Source organism: Acinetobacter sp. 24-47-67 (genome assembly GCF_056779735.1).
In genome coordinates this window covers 664,903-684,317 of sequence record NZ_JBWYIK010000001.1, presented here as the reverse complement: position 1 = coordinate 684,317, position 19,415 = coordinate 664,903, and the positions used below count along the sequence as shown (strand labels likewise).

Genomic DNA, 19,415 nt, shown 5'->3' with positions numbered 1-19,415 from the left:
AATCATGAGTTAGAACTTAAATGTAACATCTGCAATGAATTGACGACCGATTTCAGGACTTGGTGTTGGTGTCACGGAGGATGTATTGGAAGAAAAGTACTCATTTTTACGGTTAAGTACATTATTAATGGTTAAACCAAAAATAGTTTGCGAATTTTTTGAACTCGGTATTGTGTAGGTAGTACGCATATCCCAATTCAAAGCATTTTTCGTTTTATATGCAGTGTAAGTGTCATATTTCATACCATCGAGTTCATAGACAAATTCAGTTTTACTGGTACTCAGGGTTTTTTTCATACCTGGTGTCCCTGCACGATAGCTAAGATAATGATTAATATTTAAAGGAATATTATTAAAACCAATATTCCAATCTAGTCTAACTGTCCATGGCGTATTAAAATTATCAGTGGGTTTATCTTCAGCATTAATCAGTTTGCCATCATAATAAATTTGTGATGTGCCTGTGTAGTAGTTGCTTTCATAGCTATCAAAATTACGATTTGTATCTGTCATATCGGCATTTAGGCTTAAATGATGCATAGAATTTTTAAATACAATCGGTTTAATATTTTTTAAAGAGAAAGTTAAGATATCAGCTTCAGATTTTCCTGAGTTGTTATAAGACTTATTACCTTGCTGCTGGCGTAATTGGTCTTTGTTCTCTCGCTGAACATATTTTAAACCAGTATTGATGTTCCAAATATTGGTGTTAAAAGCAAATACAGATTCATCTGAAAACGGCGTATCCAGCTCTGACCTTGATTTGAAGGATGGCATATACGTCGGATCGAGTTCCCAACCTTCAGAAAGACTATTTCTCTTAAATTTTGTCTGTAATCGACCTCGTTGATCTTGTAATTCGTTGGCGAATGCGTTTAAACCATAATAGCGATTCCAACCAGCCGTGATAAATAATTGATCATTGCCAAATGGCTTCAAAACAAATGAACTACGAGGTGCAATATTTGTATTTTGAGTCAGTGAATCATAATCAGCTCGTAAGCCTAAACTAGATTGAATAAATGGATTAACATAAATTGAATCTTCGAGATATGCATGCCAACGATCTTGGCGTACATTGATTTGTCCTGCATCATATTTAAATCGTTGCGTTAAATATTGCCCGTCAATTGAATTGCCTTCGTCACAAGCATCATAACGACACCATCAGAAGCGTAACAGTTTAAGTTTTCAATATTTTTGGAAGCGATAGTAGTTGTGTAATAATTATTAGAAACTTCAGGTCTTTCCCAATACGCTTCATAATGACCATAACCTGCACCCATTTTGAATTGGTGTGATGAGTTCGCAAAGTTTATTGGTTCAAATAGGGCTTTGATCGAGTATTCGAGTTTTTTTTCTTCTTGTGATAATGCACCATAGTTTCCATAAGATTGCGTACTTAAATTCGGATTCCAATTCTTTGTTGAAGATCGAGCCCACACATACGCATCCTGCTCTGCGTTTCGCGAGTTTTTTTGTGTTTGATAATTAAGTTGTTGTTCTAACCGAACAGCATTTAATTTATTTTTTAAATTGATATAAATACTTTGACTATCAGATATTTGCGTGTTTTCTGAGTTTAAAAATGTAGCATTGAAGTACTCACCTTTATTTTCAAATAGCTGAGTTCCTATTTTTAATGAGGTTTTATCTGAAGGTGTATAGAAGAGTTCGACACCATAATTGCTCGCAGCACGTGTTTGGTCTAATTCTGCTGGCTCAATAAAATTCGTTTTTAATGGAATTAAGGAATGTCGAAAAGAGCCAGAAGCATTGAAACCTAATTGGTCTGTGAGATTACCATACAGTGTTGCGCTGACTCCTTGTTTAGTAAAGAAAGGTTGATTTTTTTCACTCTTGGAGGTTTCAAATTCCAGTTGGCTTTCTGGATCAGGAAAGTTGATTTTAGACCAAGAATCAGATGTATAATCATAGATAATATTACCGTGAATTTTGCCTACCTCAGTTTTTGGTGCGCAGGTTTCTGCACTCACCACACCGGCAGTAAATTCACCATATTCAGCGCTCACATTGCTATCAAGCAGTTTAATATTACAAATCAGGTCTGCATTGACTGCAACAGCTTGACTAGAGCCGAGTAGTTCATTATTTGAGTTCGATGTTGTTGCACCCACAGGGTTAATATTATTGTTGATGCTCATCCCATTGATTAGAAATTTATTTTCATAGGGTAAACCGCCATTGATGCGAATTTCGGCTGGGCTAAGTTCACCTTGTTGTAAGCCACTTTTAAAATTATTACCAAATAGCACATTAGGATTTACTCTTAAAAAATCAGTAATGTTCTTAGAACTATTGGGTGTCTTGTCTAAGTCATCCTTCGTATAAAGGGTTTTCCCAACTTCTTGTTGCTCAGTTGCATTCGTTACAATTGTATTGAGTTTGATTGAATCATCATTAGCTGTTGAATTTATTTCTGTTTCATTTGCACAAACTGTAGTTGAAAGTATCGTAAGAATGGCTAAATTTAATTTTGAGCGTACAAATGACATGATTTAACATTGAGAGAATAAAAACGATAGCGATTATCATTTAACAATATTTATTTCACAATATTAATGAGAATAATTATCAATACTATATTCCGATTAACATAATATAAAAAAGCGATAGTTAAAAATTGGAACAAAAAGCCCCAATACTTTTCAATTAAGATCAATCCACAGGATGATCAAGATTTCTAAAATATTGGGGTATTTAAAGATTTTTACTCTGAAACGAGTGTTTCAAGTAAATGGGGCGCTAATTTATTTAAAATATAGCAGAATAATTCAGCTGTTTTCTGTGTGTCATACAAAGCAGAGTGGGCTTCTTTACCATCAAACTCGATGCCAGCTTGAATACATGATTTAGCCAAAACAGTTTGTCCGAACATCACAGCACTCAAAGTCACCGTATCAAAAACCGAGAAACTATGAAATGGATTTTGATTCTTAGTTCCAGTACGTGCAATTGCCGCTTTTAAAAAACCAAGATCAAAATGAGCATTGTGTCCAACTAGCACAGCATGTGTGCATTGTTGTTGTTTGCGTACCTCATTAATTGCTTTGAACATACGTTTAAGTGCAGACTTTTCATCTTCTGCCATCGCTACACGCATTGGATTAAAAGGATCAATGCCAATGAAGTCGAGTGAGCGACGATCTAAATTTGCACCTTCAAATGGATTGATGTGTGCATGATGCGCTTGACCAGGTACAAACTTTCCAGACTCGTCGTAAATGATTGGAATACATGCTATTTCGAGCAATGCATCAGTATCTGCATTAAAACCAGCTGTTTCCACGTCAACAACCACGGGTAGGAACCCGCGGAAGCGTTGACCGATGACAGGTAATGTTTCAGTGGTCACACTTTTCTCCATTGAATTGTTTTACCTGCATAAAGAGGAATGATCTGTTCGCCATCTAAATATTCAAGGCTTTCAGGAATCACTTGATCTTCTTTGATCAATGTAATGGTTTCAGTATTACGAGGTAAACCATAGAAATCCGCACCAAAGAATGAAGCGAAACCTTCAAGACGTTCAATTTTACCGACTTGATCGAATGCTTGAGCATACAATTCAATTGCAGTTGGAGCGCTATAACACCCAGCGCAGCCACATGCATTTTCTTTCGCATTTTTAGAATGAGGAGCGCTGTCAGTACCTAAGAAAAATTTAGGGTTGCCACTTGTTGCGACTTCTAACAAAGTTTGCTGATGTGTCTGGCGCTTTAAAATTGGCAAACAATAGAAATGTGGTTTAACACCACCAACCAACATGTCATTGCGATTGAATAACAAATGTTGTGGTGTAATCGTCGCTGCCACGTTGCGATCTTGCTCAAGTACAAAATGTGCAGCTTCGCTTGTGGTGATATGTTCTAAAACTAATTTCAATTTTGGAAATTGTTTAAGCAGCGGTGCTAAAACTTCATCTAAGAAACGTTTTTCACGATCGAAAATATCAACATGATGATGTGTTACTTCGCCGTGGAGTAAGAGAGGAACCTGATGTTCTTCAAGTTGCTCAATGACGCTATACACTTTACGTATATCACTAACGCCATTATCAGAATTCGTGGTTGCTCCAGCAGGGTAAAGCTTAATTGCATTTACATATGGAGATTTTTTAATTTTTTGTACTTCTTCAGGAGAAGTATGATCCGTAAAGTAAAGCACCATACGAGGATCGAATTTTACATTTTCAGGAACATGCGCCATGATTCTTTCACGATAGGCATGTGCCTCTTCCACAGTTTTTACAGGTGGAACTGTATTTGGCATACAGATTGCGCGATGAAATTGCTTCGCCAAATCAGGAACAGTACGTTGAAGTGCTAAACCATCTCTTAAATGAGCGTGCCAATCATCTGGCTGGATTAAAGTGATCGTATTCAAGGCAAGTCTTACTGAAAAAATAACATAGATGATAATCGATATTGCTTGAAATTGATAACGACAAAAGCCGATAAAAGGGGTTTTACATGTATTTGTGCTGATTAATATAAAAATGAAGCATACGTTGGATGAATGAGTCATTATTCATCTAGGGAACAACGATAGATTTTCATGTCCAAATAAAAAACCGCGCTCAAAGCGCGGTTTTTTTAGGACTAAACTAAATTTTAGTTTTTGTCTTTAAGTTGTGGAACAGCAGAACCTGTACCTACAGCAAGTAAACCTGCACCAGTATAGATTCCTAACTTAGCGCGAGTATCTGTAATGTCTAGGTTACGCATGGTTAATTGACCAATACGATCCATTGGAGTAAATACAGAATCACCTTTTTCCATGGTTAAGCGTTCAGCTTCATAGGTAAGGTTTTCAGATTCAGTGTTCATGATCGTATAGTCATTACCACGACGAAGTTCTAAAGTCACAGTACCTGTGATTGCTTTAGCAACCCAACGTTGCGCAGTTTCACGAAGCATAAGCGCTTGAGAGTCGAACCAACGACCTTGGTAAAGTAAACGACCTAAACGTAAACCGTTGATGCGGTACTGTTCAATGGTATCTTCGTTATGAATACCAGTCACAAGACGTTCGTAAGCAATATGCAGAAGCGCCATACCCGGAGCTTCATAAATACCACGAGATTTCGCTTCGATGATACGGTTTTCGATTTGGTCAGACATACCTAGACCATGACGACCACCGATACGGTTCGCTTCAAGAATTAACTCAACTGGATCTTCGATACGTTGACCGTTAAGAGCAACAGGGAAGCCTTCTTCGAATGTGATTGAAACTTCTTCAGGTGCGATTTCAACGTCTTCTTTCCAGAATGCAACACCCATAATCGGTTCAACGATTTTGATACCAGCATCAAGATACTCAAGATCTTTCGCTTCGTGAGTTGCACCAAGCATGTTTGAGTCTGTTGAGTATGCTTTTTCTTTTGACATTTTATAGTCAAAACCGTTGTCGATGAGGAACTGTGACATTTCTGCACGGCCACCAAGTTCATCGATAAATGTTTGGTCTAACCAAGGTTTGTAAATTTTAAGTGCTGGGTTCGTTAATAGACCATAACGGTAGAAACGCTCAATGTCGTTACCTTTATAAGTAGATCCGTCACCCCAAATGTTGACGTCATCTTCTTTCATCGCAGTAACAAGCATTGTACCTGTGACTGCACGACCAAGTGGCGTTGTATTGAAGTAAGGTACACCACCTGTAGAGATATGGAATGCGCCACATTGAATTGCTGCAATACCTTCTAATGCAAGTTGTAAACGGCAATCCACTAAGCGTGCTTTAACAGCGCCATAAGCTTCAGCTTTCTTTGGAATAGCATCGTAATCATCTTCATCTGGCTGACCTAAGTTTGCTGTATACGCATAAGGTTCAGCACCTTTTTGTTTCATCCACAATAGAGCTGCAGAAGTATCAAGACCACCAGAGAAGGCAATACCAACTTTTTTGCCTACAGGTACATTCTGTAAGATAGTTGCATTATCAGACATTGTTCATCCTAACGATAGAATATAGGCACCTAGAAAATTGGTAACCTGAAAAATATATTTCTTCAATTGTAGCACTTTTCATTGGTAATTTTTTTTAAAAAAAGATACGTGGTGCAAAAATATTAGAATAAGTAGCAATATTTCGTCGAAACTCAGAAGTAATAGGTAGTGCTTAATCTAATTCATGATTTCTTCTTGAAAATAATACAGCGCATTTATGAAGATTTTTATGCATTAATTTATTTTATTGCAATTTTTCAAAGAGAACTTAGTGAAAAATATTTTTTTGTAAGTGATTGAATATTAATATCTAATTTCATAGTTGGTAATTTATTATAGAAAAAGACAAAAAATTGCCATAAACAGTTATGAAAAAAGAAGTATAGTTTTATGCAACAAGTTGCAAAGCCCATAAAATAAGGAATTGCCATGACAACTCGCTATGCAAATATATTAAAACCTCTTGATCTTGGTTTCACTACCCTAAAAAATCGTGTCGTGATGGGATCGATGCATACCGGTCTAGAAGATCGTTTTTATAACTATCCTAAATTAGCAGCATATTTTGGTGAGCGTGCTAAAGGGGGCGTAGGTCTCATCATTACAGGTGGTATTTCCCCTAACCGTCAGGGCTGGCTGCTTCCAGCTGGTGGCACAATGAATACCTTAGGTGATGTTGCCCCACACCGATTAGTGACACATGCAGTTCATAAACATGGTGCAAAAATTTTAATGCAAATTTTGCATTCAGGGCGTTATGGTTATCAACCATTTGTGGTTTCTGCAAGCCCAATAAAATCGCCGATCTCACCATTTAAACCACGTCAGATGTCAGAAAAACAAATTCTGGATACGATTCAAGATTATGCGGCTACAGCAAGTATCGCGAAAAAAGCTGGCTATGATGGTGTCGAAATCATGGGATCAGAAGGCTATTTGCTGAACCAATTTATGAGTCGTCATGTCAATCAGCGTACAGACCAATGGGGCGGGGAAATAGAAAACCGTATGCGCTTTGCAGTTGAAATTGTTAAGGCAATTCGCGCGAAAGTTGGCGAAAAATTTATCATTTGTTTCCGTTTATCTATGCTCGATTTAGTTCATGACGGTAATACAATGAATGAAGTGATCACGGTTGCCAAAGCGCTAGAAGAAGCGGGTATCACATTATTGAATACAGGTATTGGTTGGCATGAAGCTCGTGTGCCAACAATTGTAACCTCTGTTCCTCGTGCGGCATTTGTAGATTATACCGCAGAGGTAAAAAAACATGTGTCTGTGCCTGTGATTGCATCCAACCGAATCAATATGCCTGAAACTGCCGAAGCTATTTTGGCTGAAGGTAAAGCCGACATGATTCAAATGGCTCGACCATTATTGGCAGATGCTTTCTGGGTGAATAAAACGGCGACTAATCGTGTTGATGAAATCAATACGTGTATTGCGTGTAATCAGGCGTGTTTGGATCATACTTTCAAAAATAAACGTGCCACATGTTTAGTGAATCCACGTGCAGCCTATGAAACTGAACTGGTTTATTTAAAAACCAAGAAGCCTAAAAAAGTAGCTGTTGTGGGTGGTGGTGTAGCAGGAATGTCGGCAGCGACTGTTGCTGCCAGTCGTGGTCATCTAGTTACTTTATTTGAAGCCACTAATGATGTAGGGGGACAATTCAACTTAGCGAAAGTTGTTCCTGGGAAAGAAGAGTTTCATGAAACCATTCGCTATTTTAAAGTCCAAATTGAGCGCACTGGGGTTGAACTTCGTTTAAATACTAAAGTTAATCGTGAACAGCTTGAGCGTGAAGGCTTTGATGAAGTGATTGTTGCGACAGGCGTTGTTCCACGTGCATTGAAGATCGAAGGAAGTGATGCACCACAAGTTTTATCTTATGCAGAAGTATTAAGAGGTGCGCCTGTGGGTCAAAAGGTAGCAGTAATTGGTGCTGGTGGTATCGGATTTGATGTGTCAGAGTTTTTATTAAAACCTGAACATCAGCCACAGCCACAACCTTTGGCAGAATGGAAACGTGAGTGGGGAGTTGATCCTGATATTCAGTATGTTTCTGAAGGTGGTTTACAACCTGCTGAAGTGGATCGTCCAGTTCGCGAAATATATTTATTGCAACGTAAGACAACGCCTTTGGGTATAGGATTAGGTAAAACCTCTGGTTGGGTTCACCGCGCCCAATTAAAAAAACATCATGTGAAAATGTTGCGTGGCGTTCAATACAAATCAGTGAGTGATGAAGGTCTGTGGATCGAAGTTGGTGGACATGATCAATTATTACGAGTCGATACTATCGTTGTTTGTGCAGGGCAAGAATCTGTTAAAGAGATTATGCCATCAGAGACTGAAACAACTTTAGCGAAATATCACATTATTGGTGGTGCAAAGCTTGCTGCTGAGCTTGATGCTAAGCGTGCGATTCGTGAAGGTGCTGAAATTGCAGCCAAAATTTAATAAATTTGAATCATTTGGTGAAACTATATTCACTTGAATGGTTTGATTGTAATTTTTACTTGTCATGATATGAAAAGCTTCGTATTATGGCGCACATGGAAGCGTGGCAGAGCGGTTTAATGCACCGGTCTTGAAAACCGACGAGGGTGTGAGTCCTCCGTGAGTTCGAATCTCACCGCTTCCGCCAAATTCAAAAAGCCCTGACATTTGTCAGGGCTTTTTTTATTCTATATATTCAAGCTTTTTATTCGAGTGTTTAATCACCAAACTTATTTGGGATGACCAGTAACCTTTTTTTGTGTTGATCATCTTCAACCAGTCTGACTTCAGCATCTAAGTTATAGAGTTGATGAACTAATTGCTTTGTTAAAACATCTTCTGATTTTCCTTGTGCAATGATTTGACCATCTTTCATGGCAACTAGAAAATCGGCACAGCGTGCAGCAGTGGCTAATTCATGTAGAACCATCACTATGGTTTTACCTTGTGAGGCTAGAGAGCGGACTAAATTTAAAATATCGGCTTGATGACCGATATCGAGCATACTGATTGGTTCATCTAAAAGAATTAAAGGGGTCTGTTGTGCGAGGACCATTGCGATCCATGCACGTTGACGTTGACCTCCTGATAGATTGCTTAAATTTTGATTTTTTAATTCGCTTAAATGGGTCGCAGACAAGGCGTCATCAATCGCTTTTTGGTCTTCGATGTTCAGTCGTTTAAACCAACCTTGATGTGGAAAACGACCGAAGCGTACTAACTGCTCAACTGTCATGCCGTTGGGTGCAGTTACATGCTGTGGAAGTAATGCAAGTTGTTTAGCGAGCAACTTTTTACTGAGTATATTCAGTTGATTTTTTTCCCAAATGACTTCGCCTTGATCATATGGATGAATTTGAGCAATACATTTTAACAAGGTCGATTTTCCACAGCCATTTGGACCAATGAGGACGATGACTTGACCCTGCTGAAATTCAGCATTGATACCCTTCAAAACTTGATGATGATTATATCCAGCACTTAATTGATTGATGATTAAACTCATGTACGACTCATACTTCTAGAATGACGATATAACAACCACAACAACAGTGGACCACCAACCATGCCGCTAATAATGCCTGCGGGAATTTCGACAGGGGCAAGCAAATTTTTTCCAAGTAAATCGGCACATAAAACCATTAATGCACCAATACACATGGTTGGAAAAATCGGAAATAAATGATGAGGAAATGATTTAAATGCGATGATTGGTGCGGCAATAGCCACGAATCCAATGGGGCCTGCAATACTGACAGCGGTCCCAGCGAGAAAGGAAGCAATAATAATGAGCATCAGTCTAATTTTAGATAAGGGTTCTCCTAGACTATCAATGACAGAATCAGGAAGAACCATTGCACTAAATAGTCGCCGCCACAGCACAATAATACTGACAAGCAGTATGATAAAAATCGAAGTTGGTAGCAAGATGTTGTAGCTTCGACCAATTAAACTACCACTACTAAAAATTAAAATATTACTGGTGTGCATTACTGGCAGTGTCGCAAGGATAAGGTCAAAACTGGCTTTCATGAGTGTTGCAATTCCGACCCCGATGACCAAAATACGATACCCCTGTGTTCCCACGCCGCCTGAAGCAATTAAAATAAAGAAAACACAGAAGATCGCGCCCATCAATGCTTGCCACCATTGACCTAACATACTAGCGCTTGAGAGGAGAATGGTGAATGCCAAAGCAAGCACTGCACTGTCACTGATACCAAAAACATCTGGGCTCGCAAGAGGGTTTTTGGTGATAATTTGAAGAATGAGACCAGATAAGGCGAGTGCAGCGCCAATCAATAAGGCTGCCAAAAGTCGTGGTAATCTAATCTTTTCAACGAGAAGTTGATGTGGAGCTGACGCATTGCCTGTCAATACATTCCATAGCGTATTCAAATTTAATGTGATTTCACCGTACATCAGGCTAAATAAACTGAGTGATATCAGTAGAATCGCAATGATTATCCAAGCCTTTATTACTGATTTTTGTTTTAAACGACTCAACAGAGAAAACATATTATTTCTCCGCTTGAATAATATTTTGTAGGTTATTTTGACGCACCATCCATATTAAAATAGGCGCACCTAATAAGGCTAAAAGAATACTGACAGGGGCTTCGAAAGGTTGCACGACTGCACGTGCAATGATATCCGCGATCAGCAACAACAACATGCCAAATAGTCCGCTATAGATGAGTTGTTTCTGAATACTATGAGCACCAATAGCTCGTGCAAAGTAAGGTGCAATCAAGCCTAAAAAGGCAATTGGTCCTGTTAATGCAACGGCACTTCCAGTTAATAAAACCACAGCTAAAATGCAGAATGCATCAAGTAGTTTCGTATTTAAGCCTAAGCTATTCGCCAGTTGATCACCAACTAAGCTAAGACCCAGGGGGCGTATCACCAATATAGCGATGATGAGTCCGATCGCCATTAAAATTAGTGCAAGACCGAGATATTGAATATCAACGCGATTGAGCGAACCCAAAACCCAAAAACGATAGTCGTCTAAACCATTTTGGAAACTAAGAAGAATGGCAGCCATAAAACCTTGGAATGTACTGGTGATTGCCAGTCCAGCCAAGACTAAACGTGTAAGTGAGCTATGATCTGTCATTTGATGAGGGGTGATTGCAAAGACCAATAATGCACTCACTAAAGCTCCAATCAGCGCCCAAAAAAATAGTCCGAAGGTATCCATTTGAAGAATAATGGCCAAAACAATGGCAAGAGATGCACCACTATTAATTCCGATTAATCCACTATCAGCCAAAGGGTTTTTAAGCAAGTTTTGAAGGATGACGCCTGAGATCGCTAAAGCTAATCCGACACTCACCGCCGCAATAGTACGTGGAATTCTAATTTCCAATAGGGGAGTGATTGGTTCTAAGGACCATTGACTTAATGCCTGAAGAATAAGTTGCAAACTGTCTGTAAAGTAGGGCTGACCAGCGCCGTACGCGATCGATAAAACAGCGCAACATAAAATAATCAAGCTAAGCACGATTCCCATCAGCGGGAATCGGTCAAGTACAGTTGTAGCATTCGTCAGCATATTAATTATGGAGATGCTTCATTACATCATCAATGGCATGTCGAGCAGCATGTGGTCCACCTATGCCAGTCCACATAGATGCATCAACCACGAAATAATGCTTGTTTTTTGCAGCATTAAGACGTTGGAATTCTGGTAATTTTTCTAGTTCTGCCAGTTGCTTTTCCGAGTTTAGATGACTGCCAATGATGAGCCAGTCTGCATCAATTTGATCAAAACGCTCTCGACTGATTGGAGGCGTATGGCTTGCACCTGGTTGTTGCTGATGTTGAGGTCGTGTTAAGCCAATATCTTTTAAAATTTGGCTCGCAAATGAATCATTTAACATATACACAGGTCCATTGGCTGTCCAACGAATGACACTGACTGATTGACCTTGTTGAGCATGTAATTTCTGTTGAGCTTCTTGCGCATATTGATCGTACGCTTCTAGAGCTTTTTGGGCTTGTTGTTCTTTGTTTAATAAATGAGCTACCTTTTTGAAACTGTCTTTCCATGGCTCTCCGCGTGCAAAACTGACTGCAGTGGGTGCAATCTGCTGCAATTGATTAATCATTTGTGTATCAATCATGCTTCCAGCAATAATTAAGTCAGGTTGTAACGTGAGAATTTGTTCCATGCTCGGTTGTCCAAAGTTACCGACGGAGGCGATCTGTTGTGTTTCATTTTTGAGGTAATCTGGAAAATTACTTTGACCTCGAACATAACTACTGCCTATAGGTTTTATTCCAAGCGCAATAGCACTATCCAAATCAAGTTCACTTAAAACCACAACACGTTGTGGCTGAACAGGAATCGTAACTTGACGACCTAAAGCATCTTCAATTTGTCGTGTTGTATTTATTTGAGATTCAACCGTCGCTTTACTGTCTCGTGAAGAAGGTTCATTCGACTGAGAACATGCTGTGAAGAGAGTGATAGCACTCAATATAATTGCAATTTTATATTTCATATCTTTCTACATATTTCATTAAAATAATTCTATTCACTTATTCAACGGCATCCATCACTTGATGGCGTTCCTCATGATAAGCCTCTTCGTTGTGACCTTGCTTCCAATAAGGCACAGCATATAAATTGCTTTTGGGTAGCTGAAAGTTTTGTCTCAGTATTTTACGAAGTTCAACCACCGTTGAATTTTCACCCGCCAGTGATACTGAAATATCTTTATTTTTCCAGTCTAAGTTTTGCAAAGAATGACGGATGTTATTATTCAATTCATGAGGGCCTTTGCACCAATGAAGCTTAATGTGTTCAGGTTTATTCAGATGTATTTGGTCTGAATCATCTTCGATTTCGATCCAAACTTCACCATGAGCGTCTTTTGGTAATTGTTCAAGCGAGGCAGCGATCATCGGGATTGCTGAAAGATCTCCAACAAAAATCCAATATTCTGCATCGATTTTAAAACGTGCTGGTCCTCCTGGACCGGCTAGACCTAACAGATCACCTGGACTCGCATGCTTTGCCCAATCAGCCGCTATACCAAAATCTTCATGTCTTACAAAATCGATGACTAAAAGTTGCTGTTCTTCATCGAAATCTCGAACAGTATATGTCCGCGTAATTGGTTTCTTTCCATTTGGCCACGTAATTTTGCCTAAAGAATTTCGAAACGGGAGGTCAGGTGCTTGTTGATCAGGGTTAGGAAAAAACAATTTGATGTGCGCACCACCATCACATTTTGCATAACCTGTGAAATCTTCACTTTTAAACTTAATACGCTGTAAATGAGTGGAAATTTGTTCTGTTGAATGGACAGAAATATGTCGAGCTAGAGGAGGAGATTGTGTCGTCATTATTTAATCTTCTGTACTTATCAATGGAGTGAAGATCGTCGATACAGTAATACGTGCGTCAGTCGACAGATTTGAATGGTTATTAATCTAAATCAAACAAATTAAATTTGCAAATGATAATCATTATATTTAATAATCTTTTTGTGCCAAAGTGTAATCACAAAATATGAAGGTTAGGATATTTTGTAAAGCTTTGATTTTATAATGAAAATTAAATATATGCGGTTGTCTTATGCAAATCAATGAATCCCATGATCTATTAACTCGTGCACAACACAGTATGTGGAAAGGACATCATTATCATGGCAGTTATCCTTTTCATACGGCGGAGTGGTTGGTGATTGAGGGACCATTAGATCGAGAGCTTTTTCAAAAAGCAGTTTATCTCACACTAAAGGAAGCTAAATCGCTTCATTGGCGAGCTTTAGTTCAGGGCGAACACGTCTATCGAGTAGATGATGTGACGATACGGAAACCTAGCTTCGTTGATTTATCTCAGCTTGATGAGGAGGAAATTTTAGCGTGGGCTGAAAAAGAAGTAGAACCAGCATTTAATTTAGAATCGGGTCATTTATATGACTATGTGTTTGCACACTTAGGTGAGCAAAAGTATGGATTATTTTTTAAAGCGCATCACGTTGCATTAGATGGCTACGCTTACGGACTGATGATTAGCCGATTTATTGATTATTATCAATCTCTCAAAAATGGTACTGAATTAAAAATTAAAGGGTTCGATCATTATGAAAAGTTTATTGTAGAAGAACAGCACTACCTTCACTCTGAAAAAGCTAAAAAAGATTTGGACTTTTGGAAGGCTAATTTTTCGTATGAGAAAGCCCCTAAGAAACGACTTAAACGAAAATTAAAAGAACCATTTTCACAAGGGCCACGTTATGAAGAGGTAATTGATTGGCCTACACAGCTACAATTAAATGCATTAGCAACTGAATTAAAATTGCCCAGTGCTCTTATCGTTATGGCGGTGATGATGAGTTATTTAATGAAACAGTCTAAAGATCCTCAACAATGCTTTGGGGTACCTTTTATGTCTCGGTTGGGTACTTCATCTATGCGTATTCCGTGCTTAGTCATGAATATCCTGCCATTAAGGTTGGGCATTACTGGACAGGAAAACTTAAAAGAAATCATTTTATTATTAACGAAAAGGTTTGCCGAAATTCGACCGCATCAGCAAAGCTATTTTGAGCAAATGCGATTTGTATTAGAAGATTTTGATCCCTATGAAAATATCTTATTTGGACCTATTGTGAATTGGATTCCTTATCCTTTACCTGAACATTTCGAAGGGTGTAAGTTAACAAAAACAACCATATCCGCTGGCCCAATTGAAGACTTTGATACCGCGATTACCAATAAGTTTGTTAATGGTATTGAGCGTTTGTATCTCGCTGTTGACGGACATAAAGAACTTTATGATGTGCCGAGTCTCAAAGCTTATTGGTATGATTTTATGGAGATGATGAAAACTTGGTTAGCTCAACCAGAACTTGTTTTTGAACAACTTCAAATTCACAAACCACTGCCAGAATAGTCTGGCAGTTTATCCTTTGAATGAGGCAATAGGGCTGTTACACGCCTAGAGTTGCTCCACCATCAACCACTAATTCGTGCATTGTGATTTGGCCTGCTTGCTCTGAAAGTAAAAACATCACGGCATTGGCAATATCTTCAGCCTCAGCAATCTTTTGCAATGGAATACCATTTCGGAATTGTTCTAGATTTCCGTTGACAATGCCTGCTGGAGGGCGATCCTCAGTCCATAGTTGTTTTTGCATTTGTGTAAGGGTTGAGCCAGGTAAAACTAAGTTACAGCGAATATTGTGAGGCGCGAGTTCCAACGCAAGATTTTTAAAATAGTGACTCACTGTAGCTTTGGTCGTTGCATACAAACCCATATTCATTCTTGGAATGAGGGCTGCATTTGAACTGATGCTCACAATCGCACCTTCTCTTTGCGGAATCATTTGGTGAGCGACCCAACGACTAAGTTCGGCAGGGCCAATGAAATTTATCGACAAATTTTCATGCCATTGTTCAACAGATGTATTTAATAAAGATCCCATTTCTAAGACTCCTACAGCATTCACTAAACCCGTGATCGTGCCTTTAAAAAGTATAGAATTTTCAATGTGCTGAATAATCTCATTGGTCTTACGAATGTCACAGCTGATGTGGTCTAGATGGTTGAGTGATACTTCAGGAATTAATTTAAAAAGTTCCCATTGATTGATGTCATCGATCCGATCAATTGCAATGACTTGATGATCCTTCTGCAATAGTTGACGACAAATTTCAGCGCCAATTCCTCTGGCTGCACCCGTCACGATATATAAACCCATTTAAGTATCCTTTAATTTTATTAACAAATTGAAACGATAATCATTTTCAATTGGGAATAATAATTATTATATTGGTTGCGTTCAACTCCTAGAGGTTGTCCTTTTGTGAATGTTGAAAGTTTGATGCACGCAGTGCGAACAGATAATCGTGAGAACAAATATGTTGCCAATAGAACCGTCAGTTTTTCAAAATATGATAGGCATAAAAAAGGAAGAGTTAATTGAGGAAGATCAACCTGGCTTCGTGTTCGCAACGCCAACGGGGACCATTTCAAGTAAAAAGTTAATTGAACATATCGAATTTGATCGAGCTTCTCATTTAAATTTTAATCAGCAGCAAGCACAGTGGCTCGAACAAGCAAAATCTACACTACAAAAAAAAATCGAATTAACAGCGAATAAAGATCTTATTTTGGTCGGGAGCTTGCCTTTTGATCATCGAGATTTACCAGAAATCTCGATTGCGGAAGCAAAAAACACATTTGTAAATGAGCGCATTGATCATTCGGCTCAGTCTTTTCTTGATGATCAAGTGCAAGCGACTCTCATCCCAGCACAAGAGGAATACATTGCTGGAGTCGTCAAATTGGTTGAATTGATGAGGTCATCACCGCTAGAAAAAGCAGTGTTGGCTCGGGCAATTGATCTTAAAACCCAACACAAAATTAATATTATTGATTTATTTTACCAGTTGTTGGCCTCTAATCCTGATGGCTACACATTTGCATTGGCCCAAAACCCAAAACAATCTGGTTGGTTTATGGGGGCAAGTCCAGAACTTCTCGTTGCGAAGCAAAATGAATATTTGTTTAGCCATCCAGTTGCAGGAACATTAGCACGTCATTCAGATCCAACACTGGATCAACAACAAGCTGAAAAATTGCTTGCTTCGCAAAAAGATCAGCATGAACACGCCGTGGTCATCGAAGCCATTGCAGATCAACTCTCTCCCTTGTGCAAAACGCTCAATATCCCAAAATCACCTTCACTGATTAAAACAGAGGCGGTTTGGCACTTGGCGACCAAAATTCAGGGAACGTTGAAAGATCCAGAGCAACATATCTTTGATGTGGTCTCAATTTTACATCCAACGCCAGCAGTCTGTGGACAACCAGCCCCTATGGCTCGCCAGTTGATTTCGGAACTAGAGCCTTTTAACCGTAACCTTTTTGCTGGAACCATGGGGTGGTGTGATGCCCGAGGGAATGGTGCTTGGGCAGTGAATGTACGTTGTGGGCGTATCTTTGACCATTATGCGCGTCTTTATGCGGGTGCAGGAATTGTTGAAGCTTCACAGCCGAACAGTGAACTGTCAGAAACCATCGTGAAATTTAAAACGATGTTAAATGCATTGGGTTTAGATTCTCAGCACTTAAATCATGGGGAATAAAATGAATGCAAATGTAAATGACGAGTCTTTGCTCTGGGATGGCATCGTGCCATACCCAGAAGAATTCGTAGAACGTTACATTCAAAAGGGATATTGGAAAGGTCAAACCATTTCTGAATTTTTTCAAGAATCAGCCCAGAAATTTGCCAATCAGGTGGCATTGATTTGTGGTGATCGCCAGTATTCTTATCAAGAGCTGAATCAAAATATTGAACAATTTGCAGTCTTCTTGACTAAACAAGGCTATGGGCTGGCAGATGCTGTTGTGATTCAAATGCCAAATATAGCAGAGTTTTTTATTGCTTATTTTGCAGCTTTGCGGATAGGGATGCGACCAGTGATGAGTTTACCAGCACACCGTCATGCCGAAGTAAGTCATTTTATTCAGCAAACAGATGCCAAATTGTATATCTGTGCAGATAAGCATCTAGGCTTTGATTACAAATCCTTAGCGCAAGAGTGCCAGCGCAGATGTCCGACTTTACAGCAAGTGATTGTCGTTGGTGATGCAGGCGATTTTGATCCTTGGCCGAATCTTACATCGTTTAAAAATCATATGGTTTCAAAGCCCAAAATAACGGCTCGCCATGTGGCTTTTTTTCAACTTTCAGGGGGCAGTACTGGCACACCGAAACTTATACCACGAACACATGATGACTATTTGTATAGTGTTCGTGCCAGTGCAGATATTTGTGAACTTCATACAGAAAGCCGTATGCTTATGGTGCTTCCAGTAGCACATAATTTCAGTATGAGCTCGGCTGGTTCATTGGGTCTATTTTATGCAGGTGGAACACTTGTTTTAGCGAAAGATCCTTCTCCCCAAACTGCATTTCCACTCATTGAAGCGCACCATATTACGCATGTTGCTCTTGTCCCTGCATTAGCAGCAACATGGGCTGAAGCAGTTCCAAACGGCGCAACAAATATTTTTAAGAATTTAACGGCTTTACAGGTCGGTGGGGCAAGGTTGCCAGATGCTTTAGCTGAAAAGTTGATTGATCAATACCAATGCCGATTACAACAAGTATTTGGTATGGCAGAAGGCTTGGTGAATTACACGCGTTACGATGATCCGAAAGAAGTCATTATAGGTACCCAAGGTTCCCGTATAAGTCCAGATGATGAAATCAAAATCGTCGATGAGGAGGATCACGAGCTGCCATTGGGTGAGGTGGGGCATCTTTTAACTCGCGGCCCTTATACCATTAGAGGTTATTATCGGGCTTCAGAACATAATCGAAGTGCTTTTACCTTAGATGGATTTTATCGCACTGGTGATTTAGTACGATTAACGCCAGAAGGCAATATTATTGTTGAAGGACGAAGTAAGGAACAAATTAATCGTGGCGGTGAAAAAATCGCGACGGAAGAAGTTGAACAGGTTTTAAATCAACACCAACAAATCATCTTGTCCGCCTTGGTTGCACAACCAGATCCAAAGTTAGGAGAAAAAAGTTGTGCATTTATTCAATGGCGACCTAACGATCAAGATGCATCAGAAACAAGGCTGAAACTGCAAATTAGACAATTCGTTCAAGCATACGGTCTGGCGACCTATAAGATCCCAGATCGCATCGAATTTATTGAAGAAATGCCTTATACGGCATTGGGCAAAATCGACAAGAAACAACTCAGAAAACGCCTCACCGAAGACACGATTTAACGAAGGAAATAAAATATGTCAATCCCACGTATTGCAAGTTATCCCATGCCATCTGCTCAAGATTTTCCAGTTAACAAAGTTGATTGGACTTTAGATGCGTCACGGTCGGTTTTATTGGTACATGATGTTCAGCAATATTTTTTAGATTTTTACGATCAGACCCAAGCGCCCATTCCCACATTAATCCGAAATTGTAAAGCCCTTATTGATCAGGCACATGCACTAGGAATTCCATTGTATTACACCGCACAACCTGGAGATCAGACGCCAGAACATCGTCAACTATTAACGGATTTTTGGGGTAAAGGTTTGTCAGCTGATCCAGCATTGACCAAAATTATTGATCCACTTCAACCAAAAAATGAAGACACCGTGCTGACAAAATGGCGCTATAGCGCATTTAAAAAAAGTGATTTTGAGCAGCAAATCAAAAAAGCCAATCGCGATCAATTAGTGATTTGTGGAGTATATGCCCATATTGGTTGCTTATTAACAGCTGCGGAAGCATTTATGCTGGATATTCAAGCGTTTATGGTGGGTGATGCCTTGGCGGATTTTAGCCGAGAAGAACATGATCTTGCACTAAAGTATGCGACTGGGCGCTGTGCAAAAGTCATGGATACTCAGACTGTGATTAACGCCTTAGGTCAGGGGCAATGATC

General features: G+C 39.3%; 16 protein-coding genes and 1 tRNA gene. 6 read left to right on the top strand and 11 right to left on the bottom strand.

Annotation, left to right across the window (positions count from 1 at the left end):
- Positions 1–9: 9 nt before the first annotated feature.
- The 5 genes from AC1M9K_RS03485 to argG form a co-directional block, all read right to left on the bottom strand.
- Positions 10–939: a TonB-dependent receptor domain-containing protein gene (locus AC1M9K_RS03485; protein WP_481588519.1), complete on the bottom strand. Its 930-nt coding sequence runs from the start codon at positions 937–939 to the stop codon at positions 10–12.
- Positions 940–1,112: 173 nt separating this feature from the next.
- Positions 1,113–2,516 carry a TonB-dependent receptor gene (locus AC1M9K_RS03480; RefSeq protein ID WP_481588518.1) on the bottom strand — a complete coding sequence of 468 codons (1,404 nt, stop codon included), beginning with the start codon at positions 2,514–2,516 and terminating at the stop codon, positions 1,113–1,115.
- Positions 2,517–2,731: 215 nt separating this feature from the next.
- Positions 2,732–3,388 carry a ribonuclease T gene (gene rnt, locus AC1M9K_RS03475; RefSeq protein ID WP_035266446.1) on the bottom strand — a complete coding sequence of 219 codons (657 nt, stop codon included), beginning with the start codon at positions 3,386–3,388 and terminating at the stop codon, positions 2,732–2,734.
- The gene (gene pyrC / locus AC1M9K_RS03470; protein WP_092766254.1) at positions 3,373–4,407 is read right to left on the bottom strand and encodes a dihydroorotase; all 1,035 of its coding nucleotides are present in this window, start codon (positions 4,405–4,407) and stop codon (positions 3,373–3,375) included. Before pyrC ends, rnt begins: the two co-directional genes overlap by 16 nt.
- Before the next feature lie 227 nt (positions 4,408–4,634).
- The gene (gene argG / locus AC1M9K_RS03465; protein WP_092765981.1) at positions 4,635–5,975 is read right to left on the bottom strand and encodes an argininosuccinate synthase; all 1,341 of its coding nucleotides are present in this window, start codon (positions 5,973–5,975) and stop codon (positions 4,635–4,637) included.
- Between the two features lie 429 nt (positions 5,976–6,404).
- Here argG and AC1M9K_RS03460 point away from each other — a divergent pair, with 429 nt between their 5' ends.
- Positions 6,405–8,438, top strand: a complete 2,034-nt coding sequence (locus tag AC1M9K_RS03460) for an oxidoreductase (protein WP_481588517.1) — start codon at positions 6,405–6,407, stop codon at positions 8,436–8,438.
- Positions 8,439–8,535: 97 nt separating this feature from the next.
- Positions 8,536–8,625, top strand: a tRNA-Ser gene (locus tag AC1M9K_RS03455).
- A gap of 69 nt (positions 8,626–8,694) precedes the next feature.
- Here AC1M9K_RS03455 and AC1M9K_RS03450 read toward each other — a convergent pair.
- The 5 genes from AC1M9K_RS03450 to AC1M9K_RS03430 all read right to left on the bottom strand — a co-directional run bounded on the left by AC1M9K_RS03450 (position 8,695) and on the right by AC1M9K_RS03430 (position 13,334).
- Complete coding sequence (locus AC1M9K_RS03450) at positions 8,695–9,483, bottom strand: ABC transporter ATP-binding protein (protein WP_092765983.1); 789 nt, start codon at positions 9,481–9,483, stop codon at positions 8,695–8,697.
- Entirely contained in the window at positions 9,480–10,496 is a 1,017-nt protein-coding gene (locus tag AC1M9K_RS03445; RefSeq protein WP_092765984.1) for a FecCD family ABC transporter permease, read from the bottom strand. The genes AC1M9K_RS03450 and AC1M9K_RS03445 overlap by 4 nt, the downstream gene beginning before the upstream one ends.
- 1 nt (position 10,497) lies before the next feature.
- Positions 10,498–11,535, bottom strand: a complete 1,038-nt coding sequence (locus AC1M9K_RS03440; RefSeq protein ID WP_481588516.1) for a FecCD family ABC transporter permease — start codon at positions 11,533–11,535, stop codon at positions 10,498–10,500.
- A gap of 1 nt (position 11,536) precedes the next feature.
- A complete protein-coding gene (locus tag AC1M9K_RS03435; RefSeq protein WP_481588515.1) occupies positions 11,537–12,463 on the bottom strand; it encodes an ABC transporter substrate-binding protein in 927 nt (308 codons plus the stop codon).
- 61 nt (positions 12,464–12,524) lie between these two features.
- The gene (locus AC1M9K_RS03430) at positions 12,525–13,334 is read right to left on the bottom strand and encodes a siderophore-interacting protein (RefSeq protein WP_481588514.1); all 810 of its coding nucleotides are present in this window, start codon (positions 13,332–13,334) and stop codon (positions 12,525–12,527) included.
- Positions 13,335–13,566: 232 nt separating this feature from the next.
- On the opposite strand from AC1M9K_RS03430, the gene AC1M9K_RS03425 reads away from it, so the two are divergent.
- Positions 13,567–14,889 (top strand): condensation domain-containing protein, encoded by a 1,323-nt coding sequence (locus AC1M9K_RS03425; protein ID WP_481588513.1) that lies wholly within the window; start codon positions 13,567–13,569, stop codon positions 14,887–14,889.
- A 37-nt stretch (positions 14,890–14,926) separates the two neighbouring features.
- Here the strand turns inward: AC1M9K_RS03425 and AC1M9K_RS03420 are convergent, their stop codons facing one another.
- Positions 14,927–15,697 (bottom strand): SDR family oxidoreductase, encoded by a 771-nt coding sequence (locus AC1M9K_RS03420; RefSeq protein WP_481588512.1) that lies wholly within the window; start codon positions 15,695–15,697, stop codon positions 14,927–14,929.
- A gap of 160 nt (positions 15,698–15,857) precedes the next feature.
- Here AC1M9K_RS03420 and AC1M9K_RS03415 point away from each other — a divergent pair, with 160 nt between their 5' ends.
- From AC1M9K_RS03415 to AC1M9K_RS03405, 3 genes are read left to right on the top strand one after another with little or no spacing between them, the layout of a single operon-like run.
- Positions 15,858–17,087 (top strand): isochorismate synthase, encoded by a 1,230-nt coding sequence (locus AC1M9K_RS03415; RefSeq protein WP_481588511.1) that lies wholly within the window; start codon positions 15,858–15,860, stop codon positions 17,085–17,087.
- 1 nt (position 17,088) lies between these two features.
- On the top strand, positions 17,089–18,753 hold the full coding sequence (locus tag AC1M9K_RS03410) for a (2,3-dihydroxybenzoyl)adenylate synthase (RefSeq protein WP_481588510.1): 1,665 nt from the start codon (positions 17,089–17,091) through the stop codon (positions 18,751–18,753).
- A 15-nt stretch (positions 18,754–18,768) separates the two neighbouring features.
- Complete coding sequence (locus AC1M9K_RS03405; protein WP_481588509.1) at positions 18,769–19,413, top strand: isochorismatase family protein; 645 nt, start codon at positions 18,769–18,771, stop codon at positions 19,411–19,413.
- Positions 19,414–19,415: the final 2 nt, after the last annotated feature.